This window comes from Terrirubrum flagellatum, from assembly GCF_022059845.1.
Classification (GTDB): domain Bacteria; phylum Pseudomonadota; class Alphaproteobacteria; order Rhizobiales; family Beijerinckiaceae; genus Terrirubrum; species Terrirubrum flagellatum.
Window position 1 is genome coordinate 1720943 of sequence record NZ_CP091851.1, and the last position, 19325, is coordinate 1740267.

Here is a 19325-nt window from a genome sequence, read left to right on the forward strand (position 1 = left end):
ATTTCGGCATAGCCGGCGCATATTCCCGCCACGCTTGGGAGGCGTGCGCGGTCGCGTCTGGCGCGCATGCCTGCCGCATTGCACAAGGCGGCATGAGCACCGCCCTGGCGCCGGACAGTTTCGCCGCGCCTCTCCCTGACCAACGCAGACGCCGCCTCGCCATCGCCGCGATCCTGTTCGCGGTCGTGCTGTGGGGCGTGCAATTCGTCATGATCCGGCTCGCGGTCACGACGACGCTCAGCGCGACCGACATCGTCGTGCTTCGCTATCTCTTCGCGCTGCCGACCATGATCCCGATCCTCTGGATTTACGGGCGGCGGCCGGAGGAGCGCATCAGCCTGCCCAAGGCCGCGGCGCTGACCGTGCTCGGCGGCGCGCCCTTGGTGCTGCTCTCGAATTTCGCGCTCGAAATGGCGCCCGCCAATCACGCGGCCTGTTTGCAGCCCGGCACCGTCGCTGTGGTCTCGACGCTGGTTCTGATGCTGACATCAGGGGTGCGCAAGAACTGGCTCATACCGGCAGGGGTGATCATCGCGGTCGCGGGCCTCGCCGGAGTGGCCTTCGGCGGCGCGGGCGGCGTCGGCACGGGGCCGATGACGCCTGTCGGCGACGCTATCCTCATTGTCTGCGGCGTCATGTGGGCGAGCTATACGATCCTGCTGGCGCGGTGGAAGGCGTCGCCGGCGGTGTCGACCGCCTGGGCCGCGATCCTCTCGATGGTCCTGCTTGCGCCGCTTCTGTTCGTCTTGCCGGTCAAGCTCGGGACCGCGCCCTGGTCTGACATTCTCCTTCACGGCGTCTTCCAGGGTTTCGTGAATTACACCATCGCATTTCTGCTCTGGGCCTTCGCCGCGCGCGAACTCGGACCGGTGAAGATGGGTTTCTTCGCGCCGCTCATTCCGGTGTCGGGCGTGCTGTCGGGCATTCCGCTTCTCGGGGAATGGCCGCTGCCCTTTCAATGGGTGGGCATCGCCGGCGTCGCCGTTGGTCTGCTTTGCATCGCGCTGGCGCAGCTTCGGCCGCAGGCCGGAATGACGCCGATGTCGGGCGCGTCGTGACGCCGCAGGAGCCGCGACTTTTCTGATCTTCACGAAAAGTTAGCCATGGCGGCGCACCATCAGACGTCGAAGTTGTGTCGGGTTGCGTCATGGTCGTGCGTAAGGGCTTTCGGGCCTTTCTGATTCCGGTTGCGTTGTATGGCGTTGCATTTGCGGTGGTCGGATTTTTCGTCACCCAGGCCGAGCAGGGCCAGCGCGGGCTCGAAGCCAAGCGCGAACTCAGCGAGCAGGAAAAGAAGATCACGGCCGAACTCGACGGCTTGCGCGCCGAGCGCGAGACCTGGGAGCGGAAGGTCGCGATGTTCCGCGCCGACGCGCTCGACAAGGACCTGCTCGACGAGCGCGTCCGCCGCGTGCTCAATCGCGTCCATCGGCACGATGTCGTGATCTTCACGCGCTGAAGCGGCCGCGAGGCGCTTGAACCAAATTCCGGTTCATTTCTGATTTTTGCTATAAATCAATATCTTATAACAAGTTTCACGCGAAACGGCCGGCCGTTCGACGGCTCGCCAAACTCCTTGGGCTAAGCTAGGGTCCGGCGAAAGACGCTTAGGGAGAAGCTCATGGCCGTCGCCGCCGCGCGCAAATCTGCGCCCGCACGCAAAGATTCCGCGCCCAAAAAAGAAGATGCTCCGGCGACTTTCACGAAAGAGCAGGACCAACACGCCTACCGCGAAATGCTGCTGATCCGCCGCTTCGAGGAGAAGGCGGGACAGATGTACGGCATGGGGCTGATCGGCGGCTTCTGCCATCTCTATATTGGCCAGGAAGCGGTCGTCGTCGGCATGCAGATGGCCACGACGGAAGGCGATCAGGTCATCACGGGCTATCGCGATCACGGCCACATGCTGGTCACCGGCATGGACCCCAAGGGCATCATGGCCGAGCTCACCGGCCGCCGCGGCGGATTTTCGCGCGGCAAGGGCGGCTCGATGCATATGTTTTCGAAGGAGAAGCATTTCTACGGCGGCCACGGCATCGTCGGCGCGCAAGTTTCGCTCGGCACAGGCCTCGCCTTCGCCAACCGCTATCGCGAGAATGGCAATGTCAGCCTCGTCTATTTCGGCGACGGCGCGGCCAATCAGGGCCAGGTCTATGAGAGCTTCAACATGGCCGAGCTCTGGCGACTGCCCGTGATCTATGTGATCGAGAACAATAAATACGCCATGGGCACGTCGGTCAGCCGCGCCTCGGCGCAGACCGATTTCTCCAAGCGCGGCGTCTCCTTCAACATTCCCGGCGAATCCGTCGACGGCATGGATGTGCGCGCGGTGAAAGCGGCGGGCGAACGCGCGATCTCGCATGCGCGCTCAGGCAAGGGCCCATACATCTTGGAGATGCAGACCTATCGCTATCGCGGACACTCGATGTCTGATCCCGCGAAGTACCGCTCGAAGGAAGAAGTGCAGAAGATGCGCGAGGAGCGCGATCCAATCGAGCAGGTGAGGCGGCGTCTTCTCGAACAGTGGAAGATGTCGGAAGACGAACTCAAGAAGATCGACTCCTCCGTGCGCGATCGCGTCAATGAGGCCGCGGATTTCGCCACCCATGACGCGGAGCCCGACGTTTCCGAACTTTATACGGACATCACGCTCTGACGGCGTCACTGATGTGATCGCCAAATTCGTTCTCGTCGCTGTGGTTCTCGCGATGGTTCTGTACGAGCAGATGGTCCTCCGGCAACTCCGCAAACAGGGAAGGATCGCATCCACCCTCGGAGCGACCGCGACCCTGTTCCGCGAGATCACGGCGCGGGCGCTCAAAGGCAGCGCCGCAGCGCAACTCCATCACGCCGCTCTGCTCGGGCTCGCCCTCTGGCTGGCCGTCGGCTTCGGCTACCACTTTCTCACGCAATCCTGAGTTCGGGGATTTCTCCCATGCCCATCGACATTCTCATGCCCGCGCTTTCGCCCACGATGGAAGAGGGCAAGCTCGCGAAATGGCTCAAACATGAAGGCGACAAGGTAAAGCCCGGCGATGTCATCGCCGAGATCGAGACCGACAAGGCGACCATGGAGGTCGAGGCGATCGACGAAGGGACGCTGGCGAAAATCCTCATCGAGGCCGGCGCCGAGAATGTGAAGGTCAACACCAGGATCGCCGTGCTCGCGAGCGACGGCGAGGATGTCAGCGCCGCAGCCGGCGGCGCAGCGGCTTCAGCTCCGGCAGCTCCCAAGGCCGAAGCTGCTGCGGAAGCGCCTGCGCCGCAGGCGAAACCTGCATCCGCGCCCGCTGCGCCCGCGATCTCTCACGCCTACGATTCCTCGGCTGAAATTCCCGCGGGAACGGCGATGAAGCGCATGACTGTGCGCGAAGCGCTGCGCGATGGCATGGCGGAGGAAATGCGTCGCGACACCAATGTTTTCGTGATGGGCGAAGAGGTTGCGGAATATCAGGGCGCCTACAAGATCACTCAGGGGTTGCTGCAGGAATTCGGCGCCAAGCGCGTGGTCGACACGCCGATCACCGAGCATGGCTTTGCGGGCCTCGGCGTTGGCGCCGCGATGACGGGCCTGCGCCCGATCGTCGAATTCATGACTTTCAATTTCGCCATGCAGGCGATGGATCAGATCATCAACTCGGCGGCGAAGACGCTCTATATGTCCGGCGGCCAGCTTGGTTGCCCGATCGTGTTCCGCGGCCCGAACGGCGCAGCGGCGCGCGTCGCCGCCCAGCACAGCCAGGATTACGCCGCCTGGTATTCGAACATTCCCGGCCTCAAGGTCGTGATGCCCTACACCGCGGCCGATTATAAGGGCCTGATCAAGTCGGCGATCCGTGATCCCAATCCCGTCGTCTTCCTCGAAAACGAAATCCTCTACGGCCAGCAGTTCGATGTGCCTGAGATCGAGGATTTCATCGTGCCGATCGGCAAGGCGCGCGTCGCGCGGCCGGGCAAGGACGTCACCATCGTCTCCTTCGGCATCGGCATGAGCTACGCGCTCAAGGCGGCCGATGAGCTCGCGAAAGAGGGCGTCGAGGCCGAAGTGATCGACCTGCGCACGATCCGTCCGATGGATGCGGAGACGGTCGTCGCGTCGGTGCAGAAGACCAATCGCTGCGTCGTGGTCGAGGAAGGCTGGCCGCAGTCCGGCGTCGCGTCAGAAGTCGCGATGCGGATCATGGAGCTCGGCTTCGACTATCTCGATGCGCCGGTCGCGCGCGTCTGCGGCAAGGATGTGCCGATGCCTTACGCCGCCAACCTCGAAAAGCTTGCGCTGCCGACCGTGCCCGACGTGGTGCAGGCGGCGAAAGCCGTGATGTATCGCTGACATCGCATCAACGAAATAATCCGGAAACGCCGCCATGCCGATCAACATCCTGATGCCCGCGCTGTCTCCCACGATGGAGAAGGGCAATCTCGCCAAGTGGCTCAAGAAGGAAGGCGACACAATCAAGTCGGGCGACGTAATCGCCGAGATCGAGACCGACAAGGCGACCATGGAGGTCGAGGCGGTCGATGAGGGCGTGCTGGCGAAAATCCTCGTGCCCGAGGGCGCGCAGGATGTGCCGGTCAACCAGCTCATCGCGCTGATCGCGGGCGAGGGCGAGGACGCGAAGAGCGTCGGCGCGTCGGGCGGCTCCGCTCCAGCTCCCGCGGCGTCGCCTGCGCCGGCCGCGCCTTCGGCTCCCGCCGCGCAGCCTGCAGGCGCTGCTCCGGCGCCAGCCGCTCAGCCTGCCGCGGCGAAAGCGAATGGTCATGCCTCTGGCGATCGCGTGTTCGCGTCGCCGCTCGCGCGCCGCATCGCGAAGGACGCAGGCGTCGACATCAAGAGCATCGCGGGTTCCGGTCCGCATGGCCGCGTCGTCGCGGCCGACGTCGAACAGGCGAAGGCGGGCGGAACCGCCAAGCCCGCGCCGAAGACTGCTCCCGCCGCCGCGCCGTCTGCTCCGTCCGCGCCCAAGGCTGCGCCTGCGCCCTCCATGTCAGATGAGCAGGTCAAGAAGCTGTTCGCACCGGGCTCCTTCCAGGAGATTCCGCATGACGGCATGCGCAAGACGATTGCGCGCCGCCTGACCGAAGCGCGGCAGACGATCCCGCAATTCTATCTCAACGTCGATTGCGAGATCGATGCGCTGCTGGCGCTGCGCGAACAGGCGAATGCGGCCGCGCCGAAGGACAAGGATGGCAAGCCGGCCTGGAAAATCTCGGTCAATGACATGGTGATCAAGGCGCTGGCGTTGGCGCTCATCCGCGTGCCCGATGCGAACGTCACCTGGACCGAAGGCGCGATGCTCAAGCACAAGCATGCGGACGTTGGTGTTGCGGTGGCGCTGCCGGGCAACGGCCTGATCACGCCGATCATCCGCAGCGCCGAACTGAAGTCGCTGTCAGCGATCGCTGGCGAGATGAAGGATTTCGCCCAACGCGCGAAGGATCGCAAGCTCAAGCCCGAGGAATATCAGGGCGGCACGACGGCCGTGTCCAATCTCGGCATGTTCGGCATCAAGGATTTCACGGCCGTGATCAATCCGCCGCATTCGACCATCCTCGCGGTCGGCGGCGGCGAGAAACGGCCTGTCGTGAAGAAGGACGGCACGCTCGGCGTCGCGACCGTGATGAGCATCTGCATGTCGTGTGATCATCGCGCGGTCGACGGCGCGCTCGGCGCCCAGCTCATCTCGGCGGTGAAGCAGCTCATCGACAATCCCATGGGCATGCTGGTGTGACGCCCAAAGCGTCATGCGCGTCGTTCTCTCCATGATCCTCGCGCTGACGCTGTCCTTGTTCACGGGCGGAATGGCTGCGGTGCAGATCGCCGAGATCGTCAGAGCGCGTGAGGAGTTTATCCTGGCGTTTTTGATGCTGATCATCGTCGCCACGATCGCGGCGCTCATTTTCGGCGTTGCGCGTTTCAGGGCCGATGCTCCGCGCGCTGTGCGAAACGCCGGCTACATCCTGCTGGCGATCCTCATCGTCGCGATTGCAGCTCTGCTGGTCGCCTTCTTCTACGCTTCGGGCGAGATCAAACTGACCTCGTATGACGGGCAACTGATCACGGAATTGGCGATCCCCGGCCTCGTCGCGATCCTCACGCAATGGGCGTTCGTGCGATGGCGCGTGCTGCGCCATCTCGCTGCATAAATTCAAACCACGCTTTGGCGCGGTTCATCTGGAGCAAGAGCAATGTCCTCTTACGACGTCATCATCATCGGCTCTGGTCCCGGCGGTTATGTCGCCGCGATCCGTTCGGCGCAGCTTGGACTGAAGACCGCGATCGTCGAGCGCGAGCATCTCGCCGGCATCTGCTCGAACTGGGGCTGCATTCCGACGAAGGCGCTGCTTCGCTCGGCTGAAATCCTGCACTACGCGCAGCATGCGAAGGATTACGGCCTCAAGCTCGAGGGGCAAATGACAGCCGACCACGCCGCCGTGATCGCGCGCTCGCGCGCGATCGCGACGCGCATGAACAATGGCGTGGGCTTCCTCATGAAGAAGAACAAGGTCGATGTGATCTGGGGCGAGGCCGTCATCGACAAGCCGGGCCAGATCACGGTCGGGCCGACGAAGAAGCCGCCGATGCTGCCGCAGACTCCTCCGCCGAAGAATGTGCTGGGGCCAGGAACCTATCAGGCCAAGCACATCATCTTGGCGACCGGCGCGCGGCCGCGCGCCCTTCCCGGCATCGAGCCCGACGGCAAGCTGATCTGGACTTATTTCGAAGCGATGTCGGCGCCGGCCATGCCGAAGTCGCTGCTGGTGATGGGATCAGGCGCGATCGGCATCGAGTTCGCGAGCTTCTATCGCACGATGGGCGCCGAGGTGACTGTGGTCGAGGTGCTGCCGCAGATCCTGCCGGTCGAAGACCATGAGATCGCCGGCCTCGCGCAGAAGCGCTTCGAGAAGCAGGGCATGAAGTTCCTGATTGGCGCCAAAGTGACGAAGGTTGCGAAGGGCGCTGACGACGTGACTGCGACGATCGAGACGGCTGACGGCAAGACGCAGACGCTGAAGGCCGACAGGCTCATTTCCGCAGTCGGCGTCGTCGGCAACATCGAGAATCTCGGGCTTGAGAAGCTCGGCGTGAAAACCGATCGCGGCTGCATCGTCGTCGATGCTGTCGGCAAGACGAACGTCGCGGGAATCTATGCGATCGGCGACGTGGCGGGCCCGCCGATGCTAGCCCACAAGGCCGAGCATGAAGGCGTGATCTGCGTCGAGGCGATCAAGGGCCTGCATCCGCACGCCATGGACAAGCTCATGATCCCCGGCTGCACCTATTGCCATCCGCAGGTGGCGAGCGTCGGCCTGACCGAGAAGAAGGCGAAGGAGCTTGGCAAGGAGATCAAGGTCGGCCGGTTCCCGTTTGTCGGCAACGGCAAGGCGGTGGCGCTCGGCGAACCCGATGGTCTCGTGAAGACGGTCTTCGACGCCAAGACAGGCCAGCTTCTCGGCGCCCATCTCATCGGCGCGGAGGTGACCGAGCTCATACAAGGCTTCGTCGTGGCGATGAATCTGGAGACGACCGAGGAAGAGCTCATGGCGACGGTCTTCCCGCACCCGACCCTCTCCGAGACCATGAAGGAGAGCGTGCTCGACGCCTATGGCCGCGCGCTGAACATCTGAGGGGCTACGGCGGAACGGCCGCACAGCGTCCGGGCCGGGAAGGCTAGTGACGCGCGAAATGGGCTCGGGCACATTCCCGGCCCTCGCGCGTTAAATGGCGAGGCAACATCTGGAGAACCGCCATGGACGCGCGTGGATTGATCATCATGGTCGTCATCGGCCTTGTGGCCGGCTGGCTCGCCAGCCTTGTCATGGGCGGCGGCGGGCTGATCCGCTACATCATCACGGGCCTGATCGGCTCGGTCGTGGGCTCGCTGCTGTTGCATGCGCTCGGCGTCAATATCAGCCTTGGCAACCCGCTGATTTCCCAGATCCTCGTGGCGGCGATTGGCGCTATCGTGGTGATCGCGGTGGCGCGCGTCGTCGCCTGACCTGCGCATCCTGACTCGACAGGCTTGACCTCGCCGTCGGGCCGCTATCTTGCATAAGTCCCGCGAAGCGCGCGCTTCGCGGGCTTTTGCGCAGGAGAAACGGCGGCATGGCGTCGAACATTGGAGCGGCTGAGCTCAATCCGCCGCCGCGGCTGATCATGGGGCCGGGGCCGCTCATGGCCGATCCGCGCGTGCTGCGCTCCATGGCGACGCCGATGCTGGGTCAGTTCGATCCCGCCTTCCTCGACATCATGGCCCGGGTCCAGCAGTTCTTCCGCGAGATCTATCGGACGGGGAACAAGCAGACCTTGATGATCGACGGCTCGGCGCGGGCCGGCATCGAGGCGATCCTGGTTTCGCTCATCGAACCCGGCGACAAGGTGCTCGTGCCGATGTTCGGTCGTTTCGGCCATCTGCTCGTCGAGATCTGCGAGCGCTGCGGCGGCGATGTCGTCACGATCGAGCGCCCGTGGGGAGAGGTATTCACGCCCGATGAAATCGAAAAAGCGCTGAAACAGCATCAGCCCAAGATTATCGCGCTTGTTCACGCCGACACCTCGACGACGGTCGCGCAGCCGCTGGAAGACATCGGCGCGCTCTGCCGGGCGCATGGCGCCTATCTCTATGTCGACGCCTGCGCCAGCATCGGCTGCATCGATATCCGCGCCGACGAATGGCAGATCGACGGGATTTCTGCTGGCCTGCAGAAGGGGCTTTCAGGCCCGCCGGGCATGTCGCCGGTCACGGTGAGCGAGCGCGCTGTTGCCCGTATCCGCAACCGCAGGCATGTCGAGGCCGGAGTCAGGCCGGCGAATTATGTGGCCGGGCAAGGGCCGCGCATCCGCTCGAACTATTTCGATCTCTCCATGCTGATGGATTATTGGGGCGACGATCACCTCAATCATCACACCGAAGCGACGAGCATGATCTATGCGGCGCATGAGTGCGGCCGCATCTTCCTCGATGAGGGACACGAGGCCGTATTCGCGCGCCACCGCGTTGTGGGCGACGCGCTCTGCGATGGCCTCGAAGCCATGGGCCTGAAGGTTTTCGGCGATCGCGCCGCGAAGATGCCGAACGTGACGGGCGTCCACATCCCCGAAGGCGTCGACGGCGATGCGGTGCGCAAGGGCATGCTTGCGCATTTCGGCATCGAGATCGGCACCTCCTTCGGTCCGCTGCACGGCAAGATCTGGCGCATCGGCACGATGGGCTACACCGCGCGCAAGGAGAATGTGCTGATCTGTTTGGGCGCGCTTGAGGCGATGCTGCTTGCAGTCGGCTTCAAGCTGCCGGCGGGTGCGGCCGTGCAGGCGGCGATGAAGGCGTTCGGAGAGGCGGGGGTGTAAGCTCTCTCCGTCCCCGGCTTCATGGAGCGAGCGCATGCGAGCAGAATGAAGGCCGGGGCCCAGCGAGAAAATCGCGAGCGAAGCGAGCTCATCGTCATTGTATTTTTCCGCGACGGAATCTCGTCGCGCCTTCGGCGCAGAGTCTTTCCGCTGGGTCCCGGACACAGTTCCGCTCCGCTGCGCGTCGCTCCACCGTTCCAGGAACGAGGACAGCTTCCTCCAAAAGAGGGAGAAGGGAAAACGCCGACCATCCATGTCTTCCTTTCATAGGTTAAAAGACGTGGAGGATGGGACAAGTCCGGACGCGGCGATAAACTGATGATGTCCAGTTCGAGCATGCCTATGAATGATGCCGTCATCTCCAACGCCCGCGAGAAAATTCTGGCCGCCGTCGAGGCAGCGTTCGATGCCCAGATCGAGTTCACGAAGGACCTCGTCCGATTTCCGTCGCTGCGCGGCAATGAAGCGCCGGTGCAGGACTTCATCCATGCGGCGCTGACGAAGCGCGGCTACGCCATGGATCGCTGGCGCGTGCGCGAGGAAGACATCAGGCATCATCCCGGCTTCTCGCCGATTGCGGTCAGCTATGAGCAGGCCTGGTGCGTCGTCGGCTCGCATCGGCCGCGCGCGGAGAAGGGCAGGTCGCTGATCCTCAATTCGCATATCGACGTGGTGCCCTCAGGGCCCGTCGACATGTGGGCCGATCCGCCATTCGATCCCAAAGTGAAGGACGGCTGGCTCTATGGCCGCGGCGGCGCCGATATGAAGGCGGGAACCGCGATCAACATCTTCGCCATGGATGCGATCCGCGCCGCCGGATTCCAGCCGGCGGGCACTGTGCATCTCGAAACCGTGATGGACGAGGAATCCACCGGCAATGGCGCGCTGTCTTCGCTCGTGCGCGGCTACAAGGCCGACGCCTGGTTCTGCCCGGAGCCGTCGAATGAGACGATCACGCGCGCCAACGCCGGCGTGGTCTGGTTCATGATCGAGGTGCGCGGGCGGCCGGCGCACACGCGCGAGATGCAGTCGGGCTTCAACGCGATCGACGCCGCCTATCGCCTCGCCGGCGCGTTGCGTGAGCTTGAGGCGAAATACAACGCCGAGCGCGTCAATCATCCGCTGTTCGCCAACGATCCCCATCCGATCAATCTCAACCTCGGACAGATCAGGGGCGGCGACTGGACGTCGATGGTGCCTGCCTGGTGCGAGATCGAATTCCGCTTCGCCATGTATCCCGGGATCAGCGCCGAGGAGGTGAAGCGCGACGTCGAGGCTTGCGTCGCCGCGGCGGCGAAGAAGGATACCGCGCTCGCCAACAATCCGCCGAAAGTGGTGTGGCACGGCTTCTTCTGCGAAGGGTTCGAATTGAAGCCCGGCAGCGACGCCGAGAATGCGCTTCGCGAAGCGAGCGTCGCCGCCAACAATAAGCCGCTCCATTCGCGCGTGATGCCGGCCTATCTCGATGCGCGCGTGCCGGCGCTCTATGGCGAGATGCCGGTGCTGGTCTATGGCCCCACGGGGCTTGAAGTGCATGGCATCGACGAAAGATGCGACGTGGAATCGATCCGTCGCTGCACGCGCACGCTCGCGCTTTTCATCGCCGACTGGTGCGGCCTCGAACCTCTCGCGGAGTAATCACCATGGAGAAGTGGCTGGGGGCCGCGCTCGACTATGTCCCGCAATGGCTGTCGTTCCAGCTCGAGCAGGCGGAGGCGCCGGGCTGCTCGCTCGCCATCGCCCATCGCGACAAGATCATCTATGAGAAAGCCCTCGGCCTCGCAGACATCAAGGCGAAGACGGCGCTGACGCCGGCGCATCGCTTCCGCGTCGCGTCGCACTCCAAGAGTTTCACGGCGACCGGAATCATGCTGCTGCGCGAGCGCGGCAAACTCACGCTCGACGATCCCGCCGGAAAATATGTCACGGGGCTTCATCCCAGGGTGGCGTCGGCGACGATCGCGCAACTGGTTTCGCATGGCGCCGGCATCGTGCGCGACGGCCCGGATACGGGGCAATGGGCGCATCGCCGCGCCTTTCTCAACTATGCGGAGCTGCGCGCGGACTTGACGCTTCCGCCAACTCTGGAAGCGAGCACGCGCTTCAAATATTCCAATCACGGTTTCGGACTGCTCGGATTGATCATCGAGTCGATCACGGGAGAGACCTGGAACGACTTCATCGCGCGCGAGGTCGTGGCGGCGGCGGGCCTCAGGGAAACCTATCCCGACGCGCCGGTCCCACGCGGCGTTCCGCTGGCGTCGGGCCATGCGACGAAGACTCTCTTCGGCAAGCGCTATGTCATCCCGGCGAATTACTCGACCTTCGCGATGGCGTCGGCGACCGGCTTTGTCAGCACGGCGCGCGATCTCGCACGCTTCTTTGGGCAGCTCTCGCCGCAGGCGAAGCGGAGCGTCCTGTCGCCAGCGAGCCGGCGCGAGATGACGCGGCGGCTGTGGCGCAATCCGCAGGCCTCGATCGAAGGCTATTACGGACTTGGCATTATCGGCGGACGGACCGGCGGCTGGGACTGGTTCGGCCATAGCGGCGGTTTCCCCGGCGTGATCACGCGCACGACGATGATCCCGTCGAAGGAGCTGACCGTGTCGTTGCTGACGAACAGCGCCGATCGCCTCGCGGCGGGTCTTGGCGATGGCGTGCTCCATATCCTGCAGGCGTTCGAAAAGAATGGCGCGCCGCCGCGCGCTCACAGAGCATGGGCCGGCCGCTGGTGGAGTTTGTGGGGCGTGCTCGACATGGTGCCGATGGGCGACAAGGTGTTCGTGGCGACGCCGGCTTTTCCCAACCCGTTCACCGATGCGCCGCAGATTTCAGTGACAGGGCGCGGCCGCGGCGTGATCACCGCAGGCGAGGGTTACAGCAGCTATGGCGAACCTGCGAGCCTTGTGATGGGCCGCGGCGGCAAGGCGAAGGAAGTCGTTTTTGCGGGCACGCGACTGTTGACGAAGGCGGCCGCGGAGAAGGAAGCGAGAGCGCGCTACAAAGTGAAGTGATGCGCTCGCTTTCGTCTTCGCAAAGCCATTGGCTTTGCTTCGACGTAGCAAGCCGCTCGCGAGTCTTTCGCTGGGCCCCGGTCTTCATTCCGTTCGCTTCGCTCACTTCATGAAACCGGGGACGGAGGGAGCGTCAATTTGAAACGTTGAAGCTGTCGCCGTCCCCGGAACGGTGAAGCGAAACGAAGTGAAGCGGAACCGTGTCCGGGGTCCAGCGCAAGAATCCGCGCTGAAAGCGCGGCGAAATCAGGCCTCCAGCGCGGTCGTCAACTCCAGCCATTCGTTCTCGGCCGCGACAAGCGCGCTTTCGAGTTCGCCGCGCTGGCGCGTGAGTTCCGCCACTCTGTCCGGCTGCTTCGCATAGAGATCGCTGTCGGCAAGCGCCGTGTCGACGCGCGCCATGAGATCGTGCAGCTTCGCCATGCGTGTCTCCGTCGCGTCGACACGCTTGCGCAGACCTGACAGCGAGGAGCGCTTTTCCGCCTGCGGCTTTTCCGTGGACGCGCGTTCGGCCGCCTCCCGCGCGCGCTCTTTCTTCGAGGCAGACGCGCTATCGAGATCGCCCGACAGAATAAGTTTGCGGTAATCGTCGAGATCGCCGTCGAACGGCTTCACCGTCCCATTGGCGACGAGCCAGAGACGTTCGCAGGTCGCTTCGATGAGATAGCGATCGTGGCTGACGAGGATCACCGCGCCGGGATAGTCGTTGATCGCTTCGGCAAGCGCGGCGCGGCTGTCGATGTCGAGATGGTTGGTAGGCTCGTCCAGCACCAGCATGTGCGGACCGTGAAAGGCCGCGAGACCCAACTGCAGCCGCGCCTTCTCGCCGCCTGACAAGTTCGCGACGGGGGTCTCGACCTTGCTCGCGGGAAAACCAAGCTGCGCCGCTCTTGCGCGCTTCACGGATTCATAGGCGTCGGGAATGAGATCGGCGACATGATCGAGCGCCGTGCGTTTGACGTCGAGTTCGTCGACCTGATGCTGGGCGAAATAGGCGACGTCGAGCTTCTTCGACTGGCGGATTTCGCCGCCAAGCGGATCGAGCCGGCGCGCCAGCAGTTTCGAGAAGGTCGACTTGCCGTTGCCGTTCGCGCCGAGCAGCGCGATGCGATCGTCAGGCGCGAGCGTCAGATCAAGACCGCGCAGCACGACGCGTTCACCATAGCCGGCGCTGACTTTCTCGAAGGTGATGAGCGGCGGCGCGAGCGGCTTCTGCGGCGCCGGGAGATAGAAGGGCGCGACCTCGCTGTCGACGATGGCGGCCACCGGCTCCATTTTTTCCAGCCGTTTGATGCGCGACTGCGCCTGACGCGCCTTGCTCGCCTTGGCGCGGAAGCGATCGACGAAAGCCTGGAGATGTTTTCGCTCGGCCTCCTGCTTGTCGCGCGCCTTCACCTGCAGAACCATCTTCTCGCGGCGCTGGCGATCGAACGAGGTGTAGTCGCCGCGATAGAGCGTCAGCTTTCCCTGATCGAGATGCAGGATGTGATCGACCGCGGTGTCGAGCAGTTCGCGATCGTGGCTGATGATGATCGCCGTGCGCGGATAGCGCGCGAGATAGTCGTACAGCCAGAGCGTGCCTTCGAGATCGAGATAGTTGGTGGGCTCGTCGAGCAGCAAGAGATCGGGCTCGGAGAACAGCACTGCCGCAAGCGCGACGCGCATGCGCCAGCCGCCGGAGAAATCGGAGCAGGGGCGCTGCTGCGCCTCAGCATCGAAGCCGAGGCCATGCAGGATCGCGCCGGCGCGCGCTTCGGCGGAATAGGCGCCGATATCAGCGAGCCGCGTCTCGATGTCGGCGATGCGCGCGGGATCGGCGGCATGCTCGCGTTCCGCCATCAGCGCGGCGCGTTCGCGATCGGCCGCGAGCACGACCTCCATCAGCGTCTCGGGACCCGATGGAACTTCCTGCGCCACGCTGCCGATGCGCGCATTCTTCGGGATCGAGGCGCCGCCGGTCTCGGTGTGCAATTCGCCAAGCGCGATGCGGAACAAGGTCGTCTTGCCCGTGCCGTTGCGGCCGACGAAGCCGACTTTCGCGTTCGGCGGAAGAGCGACAGTCGCCTTGTCGAAGAGAAGGCGCGAGCCGATCCGGTAAGTCAGGTCGTTGACGTGCAGCATGGCGCGGCGCTTCTCGCGCAGCCGCATGATGCGCGCAAGACACGTTACGGAGCCGACATAATCGCGCCGCAAATCGGCCCTTCCGCAGCCCGCTCGACTTTCCACAGCCGGCGAAGGGGAGACGAGGCGATTCGACATGTTCATCTGGAAGCCGCTCGGAATTCGCGCGCTGCCAGCGCTGGCGATTATCTGTCTACTGTTTGGCATCGCGACAGCGGTGGTCGCGGTCGTTATTGGTCGCGGCGCGTGATGCAAAGCTCGTCTTCCCCAACGTCGTATACTTTTGTCGAATCGGGAACTAGGTTCGAGTCCCAGCCACGCAGAGCTGGATTCGCCTAGGGGGCCTCTCATGAAAAAATACATCGCCGAATTCATCGGCTCGGCGGCGCTCGTGTTGATTGGTTGTGGCGCGGTGACGGCTGGCGGTCTTGGCGGCGTCCTTGGCGGTGGGGGCGCGGGTTTTCTCGCTGTTCTGCCGATTGGTCTGGCGTTTGGTCTGGCTGTGACAGCGATGGCCTACGGCATCGGCCCGGTGTCCGGCTGCCATATCAATCCGGCCGTGACAGTCGGGGTCTGGGCGGCCGGCCGCATGGAGACGTCGGAGGTGCCTGGCTATATCGTTGCGCAGGTCGCGGGCGCGATCGTCGGCGCGGCGGTCCTGTACATCATTCTCAGCGGCAAGGCGGGCGGCTATGACGTAGCCGCCGCCGGCCTCGGCCAGACCGGTTGGGACGCCGCGAAAGGCTACTCGATGGTTTCAGCCTTCATCGCTGAAGCGGTCGGCACGTTTCTGTTTCTGGTCTGCATTCTCGGCGCGACCTCCAAGTCGGGCGGGGGTGTTGCGGCCGGACTGGCGATTGGCCTGACGCTCGCGGCGTTGCATCTGGTCAATGTTCCGATCAGCGGCAATTCGCTCAATCCGGCCCGTTCGATCGGGCCTGCCCTGTTCGTCGGCGGGACCGCCATCGCCCAGCTCTGGCTGTTCATCGTCGCCCCGCTGATCGGCGGCTATGTCGCCGGCCTGCTGTTCAAGACGAAGACGCTGGAAGCCTGATCCGGCTTAAGCCTGTCATCGGAAAGGGCCCGCGAGGGCCCTTTTTCGCATCTGCGAACGCCTTGTCGGTCCGGGGACGCGCCGATATAAGCCGCGCACTTTCCGTTTCAGACAGGACCCGCGATGGCCGCGCAGCGCACTTTTTCGATCATCAAGCCCGACGCGACCAAGCGTAACCTCACGGGCGCGATCAATGCGGTCATCGAGAAGGCGGGCCTGCGCATCGTGGCGCAGAAGCGCATCCAGATGACCAAAGAGCAGGCGCAGGCGTTCTACGCCGTCCACAAGGAGCGTCCCTTCTTCGGCGAGCTCGTCGATTTCATGATCTCCGAGCCGGTGGTCGTGCAGGTGCTCGAGGGCGACAACGCCATCGCGAAGTATCGCGAAGTGATGGGCGCGACGAACCCGGCGAACGCCGCCGAGGGCACGATCCGCAAGCTCTACGCCCTGTCGGTCGGCGAGAATTCGGTGCACGGCTCGGACGCGCCGGAGACGGCGGCGATCGAGATCGCCCAGTTCTTCTCGGGCAACGAGATCGTCGGCTGAACGGCCGACGCCTGACTCTAAACAGCGGCGGGCGATAAGCCCGCCGTTTTCATTTCCGCTTGAGTTTGCCGGCGGCTCCGGCAATTTGCCGGTTTCGCGAGAGTCCCCGGAATGAACGCGCCCGTCCGCAAGACCATCGGCCATTCCGCCTGCCCGCATGACTGCCCGTCGACCTGCGCGCTCGACGTCGAGGTCATCGACGGCAAGACGATCGGCCGCCTGCATGGCGCGAAGGACAACAGCTACACCGCCGGCGTCATCTGCGCGAAGGTCGCGCGCTATTCCGAGCGCATCAATCATCCCGACCGTCTGACGAAACCGCTGTTGCGCGTCGGCCCCAAGGGCTCGAAGCAGTTCCGCGAAATCTCGTGGGACGAGGCGCTCGATCGCACGGCGGAGGCGCTGCTGAAGGCCGAGCGCGAGCATGGCTCTGAATCGGTCTGGCCCTACTACTACGCCGGCACCATGGGCTTCGTGATGCGCGACGGCATCAACCGCCTGCGTCACGCCAAGAAATATTCGGGCTTCTACGGGACGATCTGCGTCAACATGGCCTGGGTCGGCTTCATCGCAGGCACGGGCAAATTGATGGGGCCCGATCCGCGCGAGATGGCGAAGGCTGATTGCGTCGTGATCTGGGGCACCAATGCGGTTGCGACGCAGGTCAACGTCATGACCCATGCGGTGCGGGCGCGGAAGGAGCGCGGCGCCAAGATCGTCGCCATCGACGTCTATAACAATGCGACGATGCAGCAGGCCGATATGGCGCTCTGCCTGCGGCCGGGCACCGACGGCGCGCTCGCCTGCGCCGTGATGCATATCCTCTTCCGCGACGGTTACGCCGATTGGGATTATCTCGAGACATACACGGATCATCCGCGCGAACTCGAAGCGCATGTGAAGAGCCGCACGCCGGAATGGGCGTCTGATATCACGGGGCTGCCCGTCGCGGAGATCGAGGCGTTCGCGAAGCTCGTCGGCGAGACGAAGCGCACTTACTTCCGGCTCGGCTATGGTTTCGGCCGGCAGCGCAACGGCGCCGTCAACATGCATGCGGCGCTGTCGATCGCCTGCGTCACCGGCTGCTGGCAATATGAAGGCGGCGGCGCGTTCCACAACAACCGCGCCATCTACACCTGGCGCAAGAGCGTGATCGAAGGTCTCGACGTCATCGATCCGAAAATCCGGGTTCTTGACCAGTCGCAGATCGGACGCGTTCTGACGGGCGATGCGGAAGCGTTGCGCGGCGGCGGCCCGGTGAAGGCGCTCTTCATCCAGAACACCAATCCGGTGAATGTCGCGCCGGAGCAGGAGAAAGTGAAACGTGGCTTCGCGCGCGAGGATCTCTTCACCTGTGTGCATGAGCAGTTCATGACCGACACCGCCGCCATGGCGGACATCGTGTTGCCGGCGACAATGTTCCTTGAACATGACGACATCTATCAGGGCGGCGGCCATCAGCATGTGATGCTGGGTCCGAAGATCGTCGATCCGCCGGAAGGCTGCCGCAACAATCACGAGGTTGTGGTCGCGCTGGCGAAGCGCGTCGGGGCCGAACATCCCGGCTTCGACATGAGCCCGCGCGAACTGATCGAGCGGACGCTTCAGGACTCAGGTTACGGAAGCCTCGCCGATCTCGAACGGGCGAAGTGGCTCGACGTGCAGCCCTCGCTCGAGCGCGCGCATTTCATCAACGGGTTCGGCTACCGCGACGGCAAGTTCAAATTCAAGCCGGACTGGCCGAAGACGCCTTACGCCAATGAAGGGCCGATGGGGCCTTGGGCCGAGATGCCTTCGCTGCCCGACCATTGGGGCGTGATCGAGGAAGCGACCGAAGAGCATCCGTTCCGGCTCGCGACCTCGCCGTCGCGCTCGTTCCTCAATTCGACCTTCGCGGAGACGCCGAGCGGGATCGCGCGCGAGAAGCGGCCCGAGGTGATGATCCATCCTGACGACGCGGCGGCGGCCGGGCTCGTTGATGGCGATCAGGTCGATCTTTCCAACGAGCGCGGAACGGTCAGGCTCCATGCGAAGCTGTTCGACGGCGTGCGCCGCGGCGTGCTGATCGCGGAGGGCATCTGGCCGAACGGGGCGCATCACGAGGGCAGGGGAATCAACTCGCTGACTGGCGCCGATGCGGTCGCGCCCTTTGGCGGGGCGGCTTTCCACGACAATCGTGTCGCACTTCGCAAGGTCGCGCCGATCCAGTAAGGCCGGAGCGTTCGATTCATTGCGGGGTTTCTGATGGCCATTGCCAGTCGTTTTGCGCTTGCTGCGCTTTTCCTGTCCGCGGCGACGGCCGCTTTCGCCGGCGCGGCGCCGCCTCCGGCAGGCGACGCGCGCGTCGATCCGCAGATGAAAAATGCGACGCCTTACCTCCTGTCGCTCAAGGTTTTCGACCAGTGCCTGTTTGTGCAGTCGCGCCTGATGAGCACGACGCAGGAGGCGGTGCATTCGCCCTGCTCCTGCTACGCCAAGGCCACGATCGCCGGCATGAACAAGGACGAACTCGATTTCCTCCGGAACAACGGCTACTTCCCCGACGCCGTTCGCCCGCGGGCGCTGGAAAATCTCGACAAGTGCCAGTTGAAGCGCCCGCCAGGCGCGTGAAGCAGGCGACCTAGACGTCGAGCCGAGCAAGCCCGAGATAGAGCGCCGGCGCGCCGGCCTGTTTGATTGTCGAAACTGCGGCGCGTCCCGGCGGGGCGCGCGAGGCGGTGGCAAAGCGAAGCTCGGCGCCATCCTGTTGCAACGTCGCAAGCGCGCCGGAAAAATCGGGCTGGTCGAGCCCGTCATAGATTCCGCGGCCTGTCGCTTTCAGCACGGCCTCTTTCGCCACCCAGAGGCGAAAGAAGAGATCGCGCTGCGCCGTCACATCCCGCTCGTTTGCGATCGCCAGCGCTTCGGCTGCCGCGAAATGATCTTTCGCCAGCGCGATGGGGTCGAGACCGGGATCGTCAGGCTCGATATCGGCGCCGACCGCGTGGTGCGCGGAATAGCCGACGAGCAGAGATCCATCGCGATAGGAGAGCGAGACGCCGAGTTCGAGGTCCGGCGCATCGAGACGCGGGCGACCGCTCGGGCGTTGCGAAACGACGACGCTTCGTCCCAGGGTCGCCGACAGCTTTTCAGAAGCGAGTTGATAATGCGCCCGGCCGCCGCGCGGCGCGTTCGGAATCAGCCACGCGGCCGCGCCGTCGATCGCGAGGATCGGCGGCGCGCCCTTGAATTCGGCCATGTGAAT

Annotated in this window: 17 protein-coding genes and 1 pseudogene; 16 read left to right on the plus strand and 2 right to left on the minus strand. The window is 64.2% G+C overall.

Annotated elements, in window-relative coordinates; all coding sequences use genetic code 11:
- Positions 1-92 precede the first annotated feature (92 nt).
- The 12 genes and pseudogenes from L8F45_RS08395 to L8F45_RS08450 form a co-directional block, all read left to right on the plus strand.
- The gene (locus L8F45_RS08395) at positions 93-1058 is read left to right on the plus strand and encodes a DMT family transporter (protein ID WP_342362421.1); all 966 of its coding nucleotides are present in this window, start codon (positions 93-95) and stop codon (positions 1056-1058) included.
- 89 nt (positions 1059-1147) lie between these two features.
- Positions 1148-1459: an FtsB family cell division protein gene (locus L8F45_RS08400; protein WP_342362422.1), complete on the plus strand. Its 312-nt coding sequence runs from the start codon at positions 1148-1150 to the stop codon at positions 1457-1459.
- Between the two features lie 162 nt (positions 1460-1621).
- Positions 1622-2656 (plus strand): pyruvate dehydrogenase (acetyl-transferring) E1 component subunit alpha, encoded by a 1035-nt coding sequence (pdhA, locus tag L8F45_RS08405; RefSeq protein ID WP_342362423.1) that lies wholly within the window; start codon positions 1622-1624, stop codon positions 2654-2656.
- Positions 2657-2669: 13 nt separating this feature from the next.
- Positions 2670-2918, plus strand: coding sequence for a hypothetical protein (locus L8F45_RS08410; RefSeq protein WP_342362424.1), 249 nt, complete (start codon positions 2670-2672; stop codon positions 2916-2918).
- A gap of 17 nt (positions 2919-2935) precedes the next feature.
- Positions 2936-4330, plus strand: a complete 1395-nt coding sequence (locus tag L8F45_RS08415; protein WP_342362425.1) for a pyruvate dehydrogenase complex E1 component subunit beta — start codon at positions 2936-2938, stop codon at positions 4328-4330.
- A 34-nt stretch (positions 4331-4364) separates the two neighbouring features.
- Positions 4365-5729 carry a pyruvate dehydrogenase complex dihydrolipoamide acetyltransferase gene (locus L8F45_RS08420; protein WP_342362426.1) on the plus strand — a complete coding sequence of 455 codons (1365 nt, stop codon included), beginning with the start codon at positions 4365-4367 and terminating at the stop codon, positions 5727-5729.
- Positions 5730-5742: 13 nt separating this feature from the next.
- A complete protein-coding gene (locus L8F45_RS08425; RefSeq protein ID WP_342362427.1) occupies positions 5743-6144 on the plus strand; it encodes a hypothetical protein in 402 nt (133 codons plus the stop codon).
- A gap of 42 nt (positions 6145-6186) precedes the next feature.
- Positions 6187-7626, plus strand: coding sequence for a dihydrolipoyl dehydrogenase (lpdA, locus tag L8F45_RS08430; RefSeq protein WP_342362428.1), 1440 nt, complete (start codon positions 6187-6189; stop codon positions 7624-7626).
- A gap of 122 nt (positions 7627-7748) precedes the next feature.
- Entirely contained in the window at positions 7749-7997 is a 249-nt protein-coding gene (locus L8F45_RS08435; RefSeq protein ID WP_342362429.1) for a GlsB/YeaQ/YmgE family stress response membrane protein, read from the plus strand.
- A 107-nt stretch (positions 7998-8104) separates the two neighbouring features.
- Positions 8105-9346 carry a pyridoxal-phosphate-dependent aminotransferase family protein gene (locus L8F45_RS08440; protein ID WP_342362430.1) on the plus strand — a complete coding sequence of 414 codons (1242 nt, stop codon included), beginning with the start codon at positions 8105-8107 and terminating at the stop codon, positions 9344-9346.
- A 342-nt stretch (positions 9347-9688) separates the two neighbouring features.
- Positions 9689-10984 (plus strand): ArgE/DapE family deacylase, encoded by a 1296-nt coding sequence (locus tag L8F45_RS08445; protein WP_342362431.1) that lies wholly within the window; start codon positions 9689-9691, stop codon positions 10982-10984.
- Positions 10985-10989: 5 nt separating this feature from the next.
- A pseudogene (locus L8F45_RS08450) lies at positions 10990-11925 on the plus strand (serine hydrolase domain-containing protein); the annotation flags it as partial.
- A gap of 681 nt (positions 11926-12606) precedes the next feature.
- Here the strand turns inward: L8F45_RS08450 and L8F45_RS08455 are convergent.
- Positions 12607-14481 (minus strand): ABC-F family ATP-binding cassette domain-containing protein, encoded by a 1875-nt coding sequence (locus L8F45_RS08455; protein WP_342363397.1) that lies wholly within the window; start codon positions 14479-14481, stop codon positions 12607-12609.
- Positions 14482-14830: 349 nt separating this feature from the next.
- Here L8F45_RS08455 and L8F45_RS08460 point away from each other — a divergent pair, with 349 nt between their 5' ends.
- The 4 genes from L8F45_RS08460 (at position 14831) to L8F45_RS08475 (ending at position 18691) form a co-directional block, all read left to right on the plus strand.
- Positions 14831-15535 (plus strand): aquaporin, encoded by a 705-nt coding sequence (locus L8F45_RS08460; protein WP_342362433.1) that lies wholly within the window; start codon positions 14831-14833, stop codon positions 15533-15535.
- A 123-nt stretch (positions 15536-15658) separates the two neighbouring features.
- The gene (gene ndk, locus L8F45_RS08465; protein WP_342362434.1) at positions 15659-16081 is read left to right on the plus strand and encodes a nucleoside-diphosphate kinase; all 423 of its coding nucleotides are present in this window, start codon (positions 15659-15661) and stop codon (positions 16079-16081) included.
- Positions 16082-16192: 111 nt separating this feature from the next.
- On the plus strand, positions 16193-18292 hold the full coding sequence (locus L8F45_RS08470; protein ID WP_342362435.1) for a molybdopterin-containing oxidoreductase family protein: 2100 nt from the start codon (positions 16193-16195) through the stop codon (positions 18290-18292).
- Between the two features lie 33 nt (positions 18293-18325).
- Positions 18326-18691 (plus strand): hypothetical protein, encoded by a 366-nt coding sequence (locus L8F45_RS08475; protein WP_342362436.1) that lies wholly within the window; start codon positions 18326-18328, stop codon positions 18689-18691.
- 10 nt (positions 18692-18701) lie between these two features.
- On the opposite strand, the gene L8F45_RS08480 is transcribed toward L8F45_RS08475, so the two are convergent.
- The gene (locus L8F45_RS08480) at positions 18702-19319 is read right to left on the minus strand and encodes a 4'-phosphopantetheinyl transferase superfamily protein (protein WP_342362437.1); all 618 of its coding nucleotides are present in this window, start codon (positions 19317-19319) and stop codon (positions 18702-18704) included.
- Positions 19320-19325: the final 6 nt, after the last annotated feature.